The sequence below is a fragment of the Limnohabitans sp. WS1 genome (assembly GCF_003063265.1).
GTDB lineage: Bacteria > Pseudomonadota > Gammaproteobacteria > Burkholderiales > Burkholderiaceae_C > Limnohabitans_A.
Window position 1 is genome coordinate 97,250 of the sequence record NZ_NERU01000006.1, and the last position, 15,921, is coordinate 113,170.

General features: G+C 59.0%; 12 protein-coding genes. 7 read left to right on the forward strand and 5 right to left on the reverse strand.

Annotated features, from left to right (window positions below; translation table 11 throughout):
* Window positions 1–195: 195 nt before the first annotated feature.
* The 3 genes from guaD to xdhA all read right to left on the reverse strand — a co-directional run bounded on the left by guaD (window position 196) and on the right by xdhA (window position 5,530).
* Entirely contained in the window at window positions 196–1,518 is a 1,323-nt protein-coding gene (gene guaD, locus B9Z48_RS09920) for a guanine deaminase (RefSeq protein ID WP_108378075.1), read from the reverse strand.
* Between the two features lie 251 nt (window positions 1,519–1,769).
* On the reverse strand, window positions 1,770–4,061 hold the full coding sequence (gene xdhB / locus B9Z48_RS09925; protein WP_108378077.1) for a xanthine dehydrogenase molybdopterin binding subunit: 2,292 nt from the start codon (window positions 4,059–4,061) through the stop codon (window positions 1,770–1,772).
* Complete coding sequence (gene xdhA, locus B9Z48_RS09930; RefSeq protein WP_108378212.1) at window positions 4,058–5,530, reverse strand: xanthine dehydrogenase small subunit; 1,473 nt, start codon at window positions 5,528–5,530, stop codon at window positions 4,058–4,060. Before xdhA ends, xdhB begins: the two co-directional genes overlap by 4 nt.
* Window positions 5,531–5,754: 224 nt before the next feature.
* Here xdhA and B9Z48_RS09935 point away from each other — a divergent pair, with 224 nt between their 5' ends.
* The gene (locus B9Z48_RS09935; protein ID WP_233261081.1) at window positions 5,755–6,747 is read left to right on the forward strand and encodes a DNA cytosine methyltransferase; all 993 of its coding nucleotides are present in this window, start codon (window positions 5,755–5,757) and stop codon (window positions 6,745–6,747) included.
* Window positions 6,748–6,751: 4 nt separating this feature from the next.
* Here the strand turns inward: B9Z48_RS09935 and B9Z48_RS09940 are convergent, their stop codons facing one another.
* Window positions 6,752–7,735, reverse strand: a complete 984-nt coding sequence (locus B9Z48_RS09940; protein ID WP_108378079.1) for a hypothetical protein — start codon at window positions 7,733–7,735, stop codon at window positions 6,752–6,754.
* Window position 7,736: 1 nt separating this feature from the next.
* A complete protein-coding gene (locus B9Z48_RS09945; protein WP_108378081.1) occupies window positions 7,737–8,867 on the reverse strand; it encodes a ParB N-terminal domain-containing protein in 1,131 nt (376 codons plus the stop codon).
* Window positions 8,868–9,268: 401 nt separating this feature from the next.
* Here B9Z48_RS09945 and B9Z48_RS09950 point away from each other — a divergent pair, with 401 nt between their 5' ends.
* The 6 genes from B9Z48_RS09950 to B9Z48_RS09975 all read left to right on the forward strand — a co-directional run bounded on the left by B9Z48_RS09950 (window position 9,269) and on the right by B9Z48_RS09975 (window position 15,892).
* Window positions 9,269–10,219 (forward strand): LysR family transcriptional regulator, encoded by a 951-nt coding sequence (locus B9Z48_RS09950; protein WP_090141007.1) that lies wholly within the window; start codon window positions 9,269–9,271, stop codon window positions 10,217–10,219.
* Between the two features lie 39 nt (window positions 10,220–10,258).
* Entirely contained in the window at window positions 10,259–11,812 is a 1,554-nt protein-coding gene (locus B9Z48_RS09955) for an ABC transporter ATP-binding protein (RefSeq protein WP_108378083.1), read from the forward strand.
* Window positions 11,799–12,872 (forward strand): ABC transporter permease, encoded by a 1,074-nt coding sequence (locus tag B9Z48_RS09960; RefSeq protein WP_108378085.1) that lies wholly within the window; start codon window positions 11,799–11,801, stop codon window positions 12,870–12,872. The genes B9Z48_RS09955 and B9Z48_RS09960 overlap by 14 nt, the downstream gene beginning before the upstream one ends.
* A complete protein-coding gene (locus B9Z48_RS09965) occupies window positions 12,872–13,792 on the forward strand; it encodes an ABC transporter permease (RefSeq protein WP_108378087.1) in 921 nt (306 codons plus the stop codon). The genes B9Z48_RS09960 and B9Z48_RS09965 overlap by 1 nt, the downstream gene beginning before the upstream one ends.
* A gap of 44 nt (window positions 13,793–13,836) precedes the next feature.
* Entirely contained in the window at window positions 13,837–14,976 is a 1,140-nt protein-coding gene (locus B9Z48_RS09970; RefSeq protein ID WP_108378089.1) for a BMP family ABC transporter substrate-binding protein, read from the forward strand.
* A 340-nt stretch (window positions 14,977–15,316) separates the two neighbouring features.
* Window positions 15,317–15,892, forward strand: coding sequence for a nuclear transport factor 2 family protein (locus B9Z48_RS09975; protein ID WP_233261082.1), 576 nt, complete (start codon window positions 15,317–15,319; stop codon window positions 15,890–15,892).
* Window positions 15,893–15,921 lie beyond the last annotated feature (29 nt).

Consider the following 15,921-nt stretch of genomic DNA (forward strand, 5'->3'; position numbering starts at 1 on the left):
CTGAAGCCACCGACCTACAAATACATGTCCCCGTAGGTCTGCACCGTCAGGTTCGACGCTTGTCTGCTTCGGCGCAGGCCCATGTCGGCGCTATTGCCGCCGACCTGAAAATGCATGGTTCCCTGTAGGTCGGTAGCTTCAGCTCCGACATGGCGTGTGTCGGCGAAGACTCATGTCGGGGCTGAAGCCACCGACCTACCCGATGTTCACGGGCTGCCCCTGCACCACCGTGTGCGCAATCAAGCGCTCGTCGCCCAGCACGATCATGGCAAACAGCCACTCGGCCAGCGTCTCGGTTTGCGCGGTGCGCCGGGCCAGCAGGGGCGTGGCTTGGGGGTTGAGCACCACAAAGTCGGCTTCGCAGCCGGGCAGCAAGTTGCCCACTTTGCCGCCCAGGTCCAGCGCGGCGGCGGCACCTGCCGTGTGTTGCCACCACAGGTGTTCGGGTGCCAGGCTGATGCCCGGACGGCCCACCCTTTGCCGGGCCACGGTGTAGGCCGCGTGCATGGTGTGAAAGGGGCTGAAGCTGGTGCCTCCGCCCACGTCGCTGGCCAGGCCGTAACGCAGACCGGCTGCGTTCGAGGCGGTGTAGTCGAAGAAGCCGCTGCCCAAAAAAAGGTTGCTGGTGGGGCTGACGGCGGCTGTTGCGCCCACCTCGGCCATGCGTCTGCGGTCGGCATCGTCGAGGTAAATGCAATGTGCGTACACCGAGCGCTGGCGCAAAAGGCCTGCGCGGTCGTACACATCCAGATAACTGCGGGCTTCGGGAAAGAGTTCGTGCACCCAGCGGATTTCATCCAGGTTTTCGGCCACATGCGACTGAATCCACACATCGGGGAACTGCTGCGCGATCTCGCCCGCGCCGTGCAGTTGAGCCTGTGTGCTGGTGGGGGCAAAGCGCGGTGTGATGGCGTAGCCCAGGCGGTCCACGCCGTGCCAGCGGCGAATCAGGTCTTCCGTTTGGCGCAGGCTCAAGTCGGTGTCGGTGTCGCGCAGGCCGTCGGGGCTGTGGCGGTCTTGAAGCACCTTGCCGGTGATCATGCGCAGGTGGCGCTTTTGCGCCTCGGCCATGAACACATCCACCGACTCGGGGTGGGCGGTGGCAAAACACAGCGCGGTGGTCACACCGTGGCGCATCAGCTCGTCCATGAAAAACGCGGTCACTTCATGGGCGTAGGCGGGCTCTGAAAAATGCTTTTCGTGCGGGAAGGTGTAGTGCTCCAGCCAAGGCAGCAGCCCGTCGGCGGGCGAGCCGATCACATCGGTTTGCGGGTAATGGATGTGCAAATCGACAAAGCCCGGCGCGATGCACAGACCGGACCATTGGGTCACAGGCAGGTCGGGGAATTGCGGGGCGAGATCGCGGTAGGGGCCCATGGCCTGGATGCGCACGATGCCACCGGCCTCGCGGGCGGTGACCAGCAGGCCGTCGGTTTCGTGCTGGGCTTGCGGCTGTGTCGGGTCGGGAAACCACAGCAGGCCAGCTCGCCAGCCTTGGAAAAAGGAAGGAGAGGTCATGGGTTTAATAAGCTGGAATCAAACGGTCAAAGTTGTTGAAGATCGAAGCCACGGCCTCGACAGGGAGCTGCGCTCAGGCCACAAATGTCGGAGCTGAAGCTCCGACCTGCGAGGACGGTCTCTTGTAGGTCGGTGGCTTTAGCCCCGACATGGACCGGTGCCAAGCCCACGAACGTCGGACCTGAAGGTGCCGACCTAAGGGGTAATGTCTCCTGCATCATTGGGATCTGACCCCTCGTTCAAAAGCGTTGTCATGGGGCAAGGATAGCGCCCAGCACGCGCTCGGGGGTGGCGGGGGTGTCGAGGCGGATGGGGGCGTGGCCAGGGCGGGTGGCACCGATCGCGTCGCGCAGCGCTTCGAAAACGCTGATGGCGAGCATGAAGGGCGGCTCGCCCACGGCCTTGCTGCCGCCCACGTTGTCTTCACGGTTGGCTTCGTGCCACAGGTCGATGTTGAGTTGCGCGGGCATGTCGGCGGCGGTGGGGATTTTGTAGGTGCTGGCGCCCTTGGTGAGCAGCTCGCCTTGGGCGTTCCAGACCAGCTCTTCGGTGGTGAGCCAGCCCAGGCCTTGGGCGAAGCCGCCTTCGATCTGGCCGATGTCGATTTCCGGGTGCAGCGAATGGCCCACGTCGTGCAGGATGTCGGTGCGCAGCACGCGGTATTCGCCCGTCAGCGTGTCGATGGCCACTTCGCTGCACGCTGCCCCATAGGCAAAGTAATAGAACGGCCTGCCGGTCAGGGTGCTGCGGTCGTAGTGGATTTTGGGCGTGGCGTAAAAGCCGTCGCTCCACAGCTGCACGCGCTGGCCATAGGCGTGTTGCACGGCCTCGGTGAAGCTGCGCTGGCGCAGGGGTGTGATGACTTGGCCGTTTTCAAAACGCACCTCGTCTGCCGAGCAAGCATCGGCTTTGGCGATACAGGCAGCGATGTTGTGGCGCACCTGCAGCGCAGCATTTTCGGCGGCGCGGCCATTGAGGTCGGTGCCGCTGGACGCCGCCGTGGCGCTGGCGTTGGCCACTTGGTCGGTGTCGCTGGCGCTGGCTTGCACTTGAGCTGCGGGCAAGCCCAACACACGGGCCACCAAGCCACACACCTTGGTGTGCAGGCCTTGTCCCATTTCGGTGCCGCCGTGGTTCACGCGAACGCTGCCGTCGGTGTAGACCGAAACCACCGCCCCGGCCTGGTTGAACTGCGTGGCGGTGAAGCTGATGCCGAACTTGACTGGCGACAGCGCCAGGCCTTTTTTGATCACTCTGTGCTGGGCGTTCCAGTCGGTGATGCTTTGCCGCCGCGCACGGTAGTTGCAGCGCTCGGCCAGTTGTGTCATCAGCGGGTGCAGGATGTTGTCTTCGACCTTCATGCCGTAGGGCGTGGTGTCTCGTTCGCCCATACCGTACAGGTTGGCCAAGCGCACATCGAGCGCGTCCAGCCCCAAGTGCCTGGCGATGTCACCCATGACGGTTTCGATCAACAGCACGCCCTGCGGCCCGCCAAAACCGCGAAACGCGGTGTGGCTTTGGGTGTGGGTTTTGCAGCGGTGCGAGGTGATGTGCAGGTCGCTCAAGAAGTAAGCGTTGTCGGTGTGGAAAATCGCCCGGTCGGCCACCGGGCCGCTCAGGTCGGCGCTGTGACCGCAATGGACCAGTTGCACCGAATCGAGCCCCAGCACGCGGCCATCTGCATCAAAGCCCACTTGCCAGTCGTGGCTGAAGGGGTGACGTTTGCCGGTGATCAGGATGTCGTCGCCTCGGTCCAGCCGCATCTTGACCGGTCGACCGAACTTGTGCGCGGCTAGCGCCGCCCACACAGCCAAATGCCCGGCCTGCGTTTCTTTGCCGCCAAAGCCGCCGCCCATGCGCCGGCACACCACCCGCACCTGCGACAGCGGGATGTGCAGCGCATGCGCCACCCAGTGCTGCACCTCGCCGGGGTGCTGCGTGCCGCTGTGGATCAGCCATTGACCGTTGTCTTGCGGAATTGCATAGGCGATCTGGCTTTCCAAATAAAAGTGTTCTTGTCCGCCGATCTCCAGCGAACCTTGCAGGCGGTGCGGGGCTTGGTCCAGCCCCTGCGCCGCATCGCCGCGCTGCACCGTGACTTGGGGCAACACAAAGCTGCCCGCTTGCAGGGCCTCGCGGGCATGCAGCAGCGGTGGTTCTTGTGTGGTTTGCAGCCGCATCTGGCGGGCGGCTTGCCGTGCTTGCGTGTGGCTGTGCCCCACCACCAAGCCCATCACCTGGCCCACATGCATGAGCTGCGGCCCGGCAAAAATGGTTTCGTCGTGCACAAAGGTCGCCAGCAGTGGGTCACCGGGAATGTCTTGCGTGGTGACCACCCCTGCCACACCGGGCGCGGCCAGCACCGGCTGCAAGTCCATGGCGATCAGTTGGGCATTGGCCAAGGGGCTCATCAGCGGCGCGGCGTGCAGCGTGCCTTCTACCAAGGGCAGGTCGTCGATGTAGCTGGCGCGGCCTTGCACTTGTGCGGTGGCGCTTTCGTGGAAGCGGTGGGTGCTGCTTTGGGTGTTGGATGGCGTGTTCATGCGAGTGCCTCCAGTCGAATGGTCTTGTACCCTGTGCTCTCCAGCCAGGCGCGGCGCAGCAGTTGGCCCAAGATGGTTCTGCGGTAATCGGCGCTGGCGCGCAAATCGCTGAGCGGTGAAAACTCTTGTGCGATGGCTTGTTGTGCCGCTGCCAGAGTGGCTTCGTTCCAAGGCTGGCCGATCAGCGCGGCCTCGGTCTGCACCGCCCGTGCGGGCGTGGCGGCCACACCGCCTGCGCCGATGCGTGCTGCGGTGATGTGCCCATCTTGCACATGCAGCTGCACCGCCAAGCACACGGCCGAGATGTCGTCTTCTTGCCGTTTGGACACCTTGTAAGCGCCCAGCCATTCGCCGGGGGCAGGGCGGGGGACCGCCACCCAGGCCAGCACCTCGTCCGGGGCCAGCAGGCTTTGGCGGTAGCCGGTGTAGAACTGGTCCAGTGGCACATGGCGGTGCACAACTCGCCCTTTTCTCGAAGCCATCAGCACCAACTGCGCGCCCAGCGCGATCAAGAGCGGCATGCTGTCGCCGATCGGCGAGCCGTTGGCCACGTTGCCGCCCAGCGTGCCCGACTGGCGCACCGGCCAGCCCGCAAAGCGTTCACCAAAGGGCGCTATCACGGGACGGTCGGCGGCCAGCGCCTCAAACGCGTCTTGCAAATTCACGGCTGCGCCAATGGCGATGTGCTGTGGGTAACGCTCCACCCGTCGCAGCTCGGCCACGCGGGTCAGGTCAATGATCTGCGGCATGCGGCGCAGGCCCTGGGTGATCCACAACCCGGCGTCGGTGGCTCCGGCGATCAATTGCGCTTGAGGGTGCTGGGCGCGGGCTTGCAGCAAAGCGTGCAAGGTGCTGGGGCGCAGGTAATCGCCAGTGGTTTGGGGGTAGGCCGCTAGCTGGTGCAGCGCCGCCACGATGGGCGTCTCATCCACGGCCTGCGCGGCATCGGCTTGCAAGCTGCACGCCGCCTGCACGATGGGCCGGTAGCCGGTGCAGCGGCACAGATTGCCCGACAAGGCCTCATGGGCGCGGTGCCTGTCCACGGCTTGGCCTTGGGCCACCGTGCGCTGGTACAGCGCAAACAGGCTCATCACAAAACCCGGCGTGCAAAAGCCGCACTGCGAGCCATGGCACGCGACCATGGCTTGCTGCACCGGGTGCAGCGTGCCGTCTGCTTGCGCCAGATCGGCGGCAGTCCAAAGCGCCAGGCCGTCCATCGCGTGCGCGGGCTTGATGCAGCTGTTGACGGTGCGGTACTGCAAGCGCCCGTTCACGGCTTCTGCAACCACCACGGTGCAAGCCCCGCAGTCGCCCGCAGCGCAGCCCTCTTTGGTGGCCGTCAGGCGCAGGTCTTCGCGCAGCAGATCCAGCAGGGTGCGGTCGGGGGGGATGTGATGGCGCGCAACCACAGCATCGCGGTGCCAAAAGCGCAGGGGCGTTTCAGTAACTGGGTGAAGAGTTCGGTTCATGGGCATCGTCCAAGGAGTGCTGCATGCTAGACCAAACCCTTTGGGGTGCTATGCCCAAATCGTGATACAAGCTATGGGGTTTTGGGTATGGGTTGGGTACGTTCTTGCCATACAGCCGAAGCAAGTCAATCATGATCTCAGCTATGGAGTGCGGAACTTGGGGTTCGGTACGTGTGAGGGAACGCGTGTTTTGATGGGGAAACACCCTAGAATCGCCCCTTGTCATGAAAAAAAATCCATCACTAGCTGCAATAAACACTGAACATGGGATCGGCTCAATGCCTAAAGCGGTGTCACTTTTTTCTGGTTGTGGTGGTTCTGACGCGGGTGTAACCGCTGCTGGCTTTGATGTGGTTATGGCTAACGATGTGTTGGCATATGCGAGAGATGTCTATCTCTCCAACCACCCAGAAACTGACTATGTGTTGGGTGATGTTGCTCAAATCGAGAGTTTTCCAGGAGCTCAACTGCTTGTTGGCTGCTACCCTTGCCAAGGCTTCAGCCAAGGGGGTGTCAGAGACCCAGGTCGGAAAATCAATACCTTGTATTTGGAGTTCGCGCGAGCACTGACTCAAATTAAGCCAAAAGCATTTATTGTTGAGAACGTCTCGGGTATGGTTCGAAAAAATTTCAGCCATTTGCTGACTGACCAAATTAAAGTTTTTAGCGAGGCAGGTTATTCGGTCAAATACCAAGTGCTTAACGCTGCTGATTATGGGGTAGCTCAAGAGCGGAAACGTATTTTTATCGTAGGCACCCGTTCTGACCTTGGCATTGAATACCAATTCCCAGCGCCTACTCACGCACCAGATGCACGGACCACTATTGCCCAAGCTTTACATGGAATGGAAGAATGGCCAGAGGGCGAGTTTTATGACCGTGAATTTCACTGGTACTACCTCAGCCGGGATCGCCGTCGCGACTGGCATGAGGTTAGCAAAACTATTGTAGCAAATCCAAGGCATATGCCGCTGCACCCGATGAGCCCAAAGCTCATCAAGCGTGAGCATAATGTTTGGGAGTTTGAGCATGACGATGCTCGGAAACGCCGCTTCAGCTACAAAGAAGCTGCGAGATTGCAAGGGTTTGTGCCAGGTATGATTTTCCCAGACACCCCGGCGGGCAGTTTGGACATGCGCTACAAAGTGGTGGGAAATGCTGTACCACCACCTTTGTTTGAAGCCGTTGCCAAAGCCCTACCTGATGTATGGGACTGACCTTTCACGTTGCCAAAGCCATTTGTATTTTGGTAGGTTCCTGCACAAAAGGCCAGTCGGGAATTCCGTTCCAAGATTGAGTTTCACGGAATAAATGCAGGATTCGGGCACGGTCGATCACCACTGTTCGTAAGACGTGTGAAGCACGTTGCCAAGCTGTATCGTTGCGGTGTAAGTCGTGCGGTACAAAACAGTAGGCTGCAGCTGGATGCTGAACATGAATCCGAGCCCCCACCGAAGCCTGTGTTACGCTGAGTTGTTTATATTCCCAGTCCTTTGGCGAACAAGCACATTGTCCAAATATGACTGGCAAGTTGCCTCGTTGATCACCCATTTTCATCCAGGCCACCAAGTCAATGCCACCATCTCCAGTGTTCCTTGTGTCGTCATCGTCGGCATTGGGTATTAAGGTTGCTTGTATATCGTTTGAAAGGGCTTCCAATTTCGCTTTAAGTGTCCCTTTGTATGACCCTGGCAATCTTTGATGTGCCCCAAATGGTCTGACTTCCCAATGCGAACTTAAGGAGCGTTGTAACCAGTGAAACGATATTTCCTCAAATGCACTGGTGATTTCGCCACTTCGCGTTTTTTCACACAAACGCAAAGATGATGCAATGAGCAGGGCGACGTATAAACGATGTTCTGGATTGGTCTCATCGAATTTACTGGTGAGCACTGCGCCTTCGAGATGAAATGGCCAACTTGCCCATGATTGGGTGCGAGCTTGCAAGCGTCGATAAATATCATCCCAATGCTTCGCTATTTGGTCATCCAGCACCTCAGGGTCGGCTTTCACCCCCTCCATGTCTTCATCATCTGATTGAAAATCGGCTTGGGTGTCAAATGCCTCTTGAGTGTAAGTTTGAATATTGGCACTGGACACGCAACCATTTTGACTGCACAGGCAAAGCAGCTCAACGTAATCCGCCCATAAAAAGTCATATCCCCAACTCGGAACACGATCCAAATTTTTGAAGAGAGCGGGCATTTCAATAACCTTCCGCTTGTCTGGCTGTTTTCTTAATTTCTTTTTGAATAAGAAGCTGAAGATTTTCTGCGTTATCGATGATTCGTTCGACTTGCTTTAAATGTCCTGTGTCAGGAACCAATGATGATCCTAATAAGCCAATACAGTCGGCAATAGCCCGCTCTGCTGCTGATAAGCGTTGTTCAAAAGCTTCACCAGGACCACTCGTGAAAACATAGGCTTGTTCCAAGTTATTGGATTTGCGAAGTTCTAGGACAGCCCTCTCAGATGCAACAACGGCAGCCAGTTGTTTTAGGCGACGCGATTCACCCAACACCGTTTCGCCGCTTTGGTCTTGAACAAACATCCAAGCCAATAATTCTTTGGCGTGACCATCATTAACGGACTTCACTGTGACAGCATCACGTCCAGGCAGCTCAAGAAATTTCACAATGTCGGCGTAGGACAAGGCCGTACTCAATAGTGAAAAACTAATGTCTTCTTCACCAATTTTTTGAAGACCGTAAAAATCGGTATCTCTTGCGCGGTCGTATAAATTCAATGCTGTTAGCAACTGCGCCACGTAATCACGACGACTGCCAATATCTCTTGCAACCGCACGCAATTGCTCTTGCAAATCCAGATCATCGTAAAAATTTCGAATCAAATCGGCTAAATACCGTGCTTTGGCCAGTGGACCCCAACGACGTGGGCCAGAGATATGACGGAACCCTAGGTATTTGAGAACATCCTTGCGGGCAGAAAATACAAAACAAGGTACTTCGCTTGGGATGCTGATTGCGTTGTCCTTGATGTCACGAAGACTAGGCGGCAGTGAGTCATTCGAAACCAATCCAGATAGCACGCGCAATGCCGCCAAGCGCCGATTGCCTTCCACCACGATGAATCGGCCCGGTGCCTCCAAATTGGCTGTAATTAACAAAGGCTCACCCGGGAAATATCCTTGCTGCCCGATGGAGCCCATCAGCTCTTCAATGTTTTCTTCTCGGAGCATCCGCGCTGTGGCTTGCTCATCGGTGCTCCCACTACCGCTCGCAATGTCAAAAAAACGAGGGTTTTGAGGGTCAAAGTCAAGATCCTTGATTGCTACGGTTTCCGGCGAACGGGTGGTTGGAGCGGAAGTTTTTTTCATAAATGAGTCCCTTAAGCAGGAGCAACATCAGCAAATGGTGCATTGTGCTGGTGGAATTTGTGGATCAACAAATTGATCATAAGTCAATAGAACTTATTTCCTGCAGTCACAGCGTGTGTCGTTAAGCTAAAAATTTTAGCTTTGTCAATTGCGCAGACGGTGTCTGCGCAATTGACAAAGTAAGGGACTTCTTCGGCTCATGTCGCGACAAGTGCTGGTGTTACATTCGCCTGCAATCCATCGAAGTCCCGGGTTGACCACGGGGTAGACCAACACTGAAAAAAACACAGAGACAAAGGCATGGGTGTGATCGATTCATTAGCACGTACGGCATTCAAAAGTTTCGTGGTTAACCCTGAAATGCGCGTGCATCAAACCATAAGCTGTATCGGGAATCTGATATGAAGCAGCCGCATCTTTTCGACAAGATCGACCTTCAACTCATTCGCACCCTTCACACCTTGCTCACCGAACGCAGTGTCTCCAAAACCGCCATGCGCCTGGGCCAGCAGCAGCCGGCTGTGTCGGTGGCGCTCAAGCGCCTGCGCGAGCTGACGGGCGACCCGATTTTGGTGCGTTCGGGCACCGGCATGGTGCCCACCGATGTGGGCTTGCGCATGCTGGGGCCTGTCACACAGATCTTGCAATCGGCCGAAAATTTGTTTTCGCCCGCTCGGGCGTTTGATCCGGCCCACGCGCAAGAGACATTTCGCATTGCCGCCAGCGACACGCTGGACCCGCTGTTTTTGCCCTCGGTCATGGCCCGCATCAAGTCATTGGCGCCGGGCTGCCGGGTCGAGGTGCATGCCTTGTCGGCGCAGGCGCAATACGCGCACGATCTGGGCCAAGGCCTGATCGACGTGGTGATTGGCAACTGGGCTCAGCCCAGCGAGGAGCTGCACCGCGCCCAGTTGTTTGAAGACGACATCATGTGTCTCGTCAGCAGCAAACACCCGGCGGTGCGCCGGGGCTGGACGCAAGAAGACTGGTTGGCCTGCGAGCACATTGCGCCCATGCCGGCCTATCCGGGTTGGCGCGGCGTGATCGACGAACACCTGGACCGTCTGAACCTGTCGCGCCACATTGCCGCACGCTGCGCCCACTTTGGCCTGATGCCGCGCATGGTGGCATCGAGTTTGCTTGTGCTGACCACAGGGCGACACTACTGCCAGCGCTTTCTCGAGGGCGACCTGCCTTCGGGCTTGGCCTTGCTGCCGTGCCCGGTGCCTTTTCCCAAGATGGTCTATTACCAGCTTTGGCACGAACGCAGCCACAACGCCGAGGCGGCCCGGTGGCTGCGAGAACAGGTGAAAATCAGCGCTTTGCAGTTGTCGCCCCCGACAGCTGCCTGAACTCTCCTGACGATAAAACCAACTAGAACACCCACAGACATGACCACACCCCTTTTGTCTTTGCAAGGCATCACCAAGCGCTACCCGGGCGTGGTGGCCAACCAGGACGTGTCGCTGACCGTGATGCCCGGCCAGGCCCATGCCGTGCTGGGCGAGAACGGCGCGGGCAAATCCACGCTCATGAAAATCATTTACGGCTCGGTCAAACCCGACGAAGGCCAGGTGGTGTTCAACGGCCAGCCGGTCAACATCCGCAACCCGCAAGAAGCCCGCAAGCTGGGCATCAGCATGGTGTTCCAGCACTTCAGCTTGTTTGACACGCTCACCGTGGCAGAAAACGTGTGGCTGGGCCTGGACAAGTCGCTGAGCCTGGCCGAAGTGACCGAGCGCATTGTGGCCAAGGCCAGCGAATACGGCCTGGACCTGGAGCCCGAGCGCCCGGTGCACACCCTGAGCGTGGGCGAAATGCAGCGGGTGGAAATCATCCGCGCCTTGCTGACCGAGCCCAAGCTCTTGATTTTGGACGAGCCCACTTCAGTGCTGACACCGCAGGCGGTCGAGAAATTGTTTGTGGTCTTGCACAAGCTGGTCAGCCAGGGCGTGAGCATTTTGTACATCTCGCACAAGCTGCACGAAATTCGGGCGCTGTGCAGTGCCTGCACCGTGCTGCGTGGTGGCAAGCTCACGGGTGTGTGCGACCCGCGCGAAGAAACCAACGCCTCACTCAGCCGCTTGATGATCGGTGCCGAGCCACCGGCTTTGCAGCATGTGGCGCGTGCGCCGGGCGAGGTGGTGTTGTCGGTGCAGGGCCTGAGCCTGACGCGGCAAGACCCGTTTGGCGTGGACCTGGACGGCATCAGCCTGCAGGTGCGTGCAGGTGAGGTAGTCGGCCTGGCCGGGGTGTCGGGCAATGGCCAGAAAGAATTGATGTGGGCCTTGTCGGGCGAAGACACCCGCTCGGGCGTGCAGTGCGGCGCGGCCAGTGTGAGCCTGTCTGGTCAAGCGGTGTCGGCTTTGGGGCCGGTGCCGCGCAGGCAAATGGGCTTGCATTTTGTGCCCGAAGAGCGCTTGGGTCGGGGCGCTGTGCCCTCGCTCAGCTTGTCGCAAAACCTGCTGCTCACGCGCAGCGAGGCCGTGGGCGCGGGTGGTTGGGTGCGCATGGGGGCGCTGGCCGATCAGGCGCGCAGCATCATCGATCGCTTCAAGGTCAAGGCCTCTGGGCCGGATGCCGCCGCGCAGTCGCTGTCGGGTGGCAATTTGCAAAAGTTCATTGTGGGGCGCGAAATCAGCGCGGCCCCGAAGTTGCTCATCGTCTCGCAACCCACTTGGGGCGTGGACGTGGGCGCGGCGGCGCAGATTCGCGCCGAGATTTTGGCGCTGCGCGACGCAGGTTGTGCGGTGCTGGTGGTGAGTGAGGAGTTGGAAGAATTGTTCGAGTTGTCTGACCGATTGCATGTGATTGCCAAGGGGCGCTTGTCGCCGTCTGTGGCGCGTACCGAGGCCACGGTGGAGCGCATTGGTGAGTGGATGAGCGGCTTGTGGCCTGTCTCCCAGAACGACAAGGCACAGGAGGCGCAACATGCTCAAGCTTGAACCCCGTCCCCAGGCCTCGCGCCTGTGGACTTACGCCTCGCCCTTGCTGGCGCTGGTGCTCACTGTGCTGCTGGGCGTGGCGCTGTTCATGGCGCTGGGCAAAGACCCGGTGCGCGGGCTGCAGATGTTCTTTTGGGAGCCCATCAAAACCAGCTACGCGCTGGGCGAGTTGATGGTCAAGGCCACGCCGCTCTTGGTCATTGCTTTGGGTTTGTCGGTGTGTTTCCGGTCCAACGTCTGGAACATCGGGGCCGAGGGGCAGTTTGTCATTGGCGCAGTGTGCGCCGGGGGCGTGGCGCTCTTGGCCGACAAAGACACGGGTCGCTGGATCGTGTTGGCCGTGTTGCTGGCGGGTGTGCTCGGCGGCATGTTGTGGGCGGGCATCACGGCGTTGCTGCGCGACCGGTTCAACGCCAGTGAAATTTTGGTCAGCCTGATGCTGGTGTATGTGGCCGACATGGTGCTGAGCTATCTGGTGTATGGCCCTTGGAAAGACCCGGCGGGTTTCAATTTTCCGCAGTCCAAAACCTTTGAGGCGGTCACGCAGATTCCGCGTTTGATGGCCGGTTCGCGCGTGAGCGTGGGCTTGCTCTTGGCGCTGGTCGGTGCCGGCTTGCTGTGGGTGTTCTTGTTCCGCACGCGGGCGGGCTTTGCCCAGCAAGTGGGTGGTCTGGCCCCAGCAGCGGCGCGTTATGCGGGCTTTTCTTCGCGCAAAGCGCTGTGGGTGGCGTTGCTCACATCGGGTGGGGCAGCGGGTTTGGCCGGTGCTTTGGAGGTGGCGGGGCCCATCGGGCAGCTGACGCCTTATGTGCCAGCGGGTTATGGTTTTGCCGCCATCATCGTGGCCTTTGTCGGGCGCTTGCACCCGGCGGGCATGGTGCTGTCGGCCGTGCTGATGAGCATGTTCTACATCGGGGGCGAACTCGCGCAGTCGCGCTTGGGTCTGCCCAAGTCGATCACGGGTGTGTTCCAGGGTTTGCTGCTGTTTTGTTTGTTGGCGTGTGACACGCTGGTGGCCTACCGTTTGCGCTGGGTGGCGGTCAAGAAAGGAGGCGTGTGATGGAGTCTTATGCATTGCTGATGGCAGCCACCCTGAATGCGGGCACGGTGTTGGCACTGGCCGCTTTGGGTTTGCTCATCAATGAAAAAGCGGGCGTGGTCAACTTGGGGGCCGAGGGCATGATGCTGTGCGCGGCCATCGCGGGCTTTGCCTGCGTGGTGCACACCGGCAACGATTGGCTCGGCTTTGCTGCGGGCATGGGCGCAGGTGCGGTGCTGGCAGCCATTTTTGGGGTGCTGGTCATTTGGCTGGGCACCAACCAATACGCCACTGGGCTGGCGCTGAGTCTGTTTGGCGTGGGTTTTTCGGCTTTTGTGGGCATTGGCTATGTGCAAGAGAAGTTGCCCGAGCGCCCCAACTACGCCATTCCAGGTTTGGCCGACATCCCCCTGGTGGGGCCCGCCTTGTTCAAGCAGCACCCACTCGTGTATGGGGCGATGGCGCTGGTCTTGGTCTTGATCTGGTTTTTGTACAAAACCCGCACCGGTTTGGTGCTGCGGGCGGTGGGCGAGTCGCCTGCTTCGGCCCACGCTTTGGGCTACCCGGTGCGCCGCATCCGTTTGGCGGCCGTGGTGCTTGGTGGCGCTTTGTGCGGGCTGGCCGGGGCCTACATCTCGGTGAGTTATACCCCTCTGTGGGTCGAGGGCATGGTGGCGGGCAAGGGCTGGATCGCGCTGGCGCTGACCACCTTTGCCACCTGGCGTCCGGCACGGGTCTTGCTGGGTGCTTACCTGTTTGGCGGCGTGACCATGCTGCAGTTTCATTTGCAGGGCGTGGGCGTGCAAGTGCCCAGCCAGTTGCTCACGGCGCTGCCCTACATCGCCACCATCGTGGTCTTGGCATTGATTTCGCGCAACCCGACCTGGATTCGCGTGAACATGCCGGCCTCGCTGGGTAAGCCCTTTTATCCCGGTTCATAATTGTGTTTTTTCAACCCCTGTAACCCTGTTCCAAAGGACCTGACATGACAGACATCTCCAAGCGCTCCATCGTCAAGATGGTGGCCCTGACCGCTGTGGCCGCCGCCGCACTGGTTGGCTGTGGCAAAAAAGAAGAAGCCCCCAAGGCTGAAGCCCCGGCTGCTGCGCCTGCCAAGGCCGAGCCCCTGAAGATCGCGTTTGCCTACGTCGGCCCTGTGGGCGACGGCGGTTGGACCTTTGCGCACGACAACGGCCGCAAAGAAGTCGAAAAAGCCTTCGGCGACAAAGTCGTCACCACCTTCGTTGAAAAAGTGCCAGAAAGCGCTGACGCCGAGCGCGTGATCCGCGACATGGTGGGCCAAGGCAACAAGCTGATTTTTGGGACCACTTTTGGTTACATGGAGCCCATGCTCAAAGTGGCCGCCGACAGCAAAGACGTGAAGTTTGAGCACGCCACCGGCTACAAAACTGCCGAGAACCTGCGCACTTACGACAGCCGCACCTACGAAGGCGCGTACATGGCCGGCGTGATCGCGGGCAAGATGACCAAGACCAACACCCTGGGTGTGGTCGCCTCCATCCCAATCCCTGAAGTGGTGCGCAACATCAACAGCTTCACCATGGGTGCGCAGTCGGTCAACCCCAAGATCAAGACCAAAGTGGTCTGGGTGAACGAGTGGTTCAACCCACCGAAAGAAACCGAAGCCGCCACTTCGCTGATCAACGGCGGCGCGGACGTGCTGATGCAAAACACCGACTCGTCGGCTGTGTTGCAGACTGCCGAAAAAATGGGCAAGCGTGCCTTCGGTTGGGACTCTGACATGACCGCCTACGGCCCTAAGGCCCACCTGGGTTCGGCCGTGATCAACTGGGGCCCTTACTACGTCAAAGCCGTGGGTGAAGCCCTGGAAGGCAAGTGGAGCACTGGCCAAAGCTGGTGGGGCGTGAAAGAAGGCGCGATCGACATGGTCAACGTGGCCGCTGACGTGCCAGAAGACACCCAAAAGAAAATCACTGAGATCAAAGCCGGTCTGAAAGACGGCAGCTTCTCCATCTGGAAAGGCCCGATCGTGGACCAAGCCGGTAAAGAAGTGCTGGCCAAAGACGCTGTTGCCGACGACAAATTCCTGGGTGGCGTGATGTTCTACGTCAAGGGCGTGGAAGGCAAGATCCCAGGCAAGTGATCTGATCTTTTTTTGCGGCGGCATGGTCCGCCCAGTTCAACCGCCCGATGTTCATCGGGCGGTTTTTTTTTGAGTGCGCGAGCGCAGAAGGGGGGCTTCATCTTGGATGCTCTGAATTGTTAAAACTGCAAAAAATCATTGTTATTAATATTTCTTTGATATACAATAAAAACATCAATTGATTAAAAAGTACCAACAAAATTGGTATTTGATGTTTTCAAGGAAGTTGTCCATGTCCTCCCCGATCGGATCCATTCAAAAATGGGTGTTGTCTGACACTTCATGGCCCCAATGGGGCAGGCCTCAATGGCGCCTGACATGGCCCTTCACACGACGGGCCTTGAAGGGGTCTTCCCGCAGAAACCGTTACTTTTTTTCCATCGTCTGCATCTGGGTGCTGGCGCTTCACTTGACGCACTTGATGGCCAAAAGCGATCACGGGCCCATCGTCTGGGGGCCGCCTGTGGAGCCGCCTGGCTCGGTCATCGTGACAAACGGTCAGACCGAGCTGACATCGGCCGCATTGCAAGGGCAAGACCGTGCGGACGATGAAAAAAGCGAACTGGCCGATGGTGAAGTACCGCCCCATGGCTTGAGAGCCACATTGCGTCAGTGGAGTGAGGCATGGCAGCGGCAGGACGTTCCCGCGTATTTGGACATGTACACCCCTGAGTTTGTGCCCTCAACGGGTTTCAGTCGGGACGCCTGGGTGCAGTCACGAACCCAAAGAATCAGGGAAAAACGCAGCATCCGCCACGAGATGCGCGATCTGGACATTCAAATGAGCACCTCAACAGCGGTGGTCAAATTCACCCAAATTTACCAAGATGAAAAGGTCAAGCTGATCGATCAAAAAACCATGCATTGGGTCTATCGCGATGGTCTTTGGATGATTTCCTTGGAAAAGACGAACTGAGCCATGGGTGACAAGGCCGCGAAGGCCTG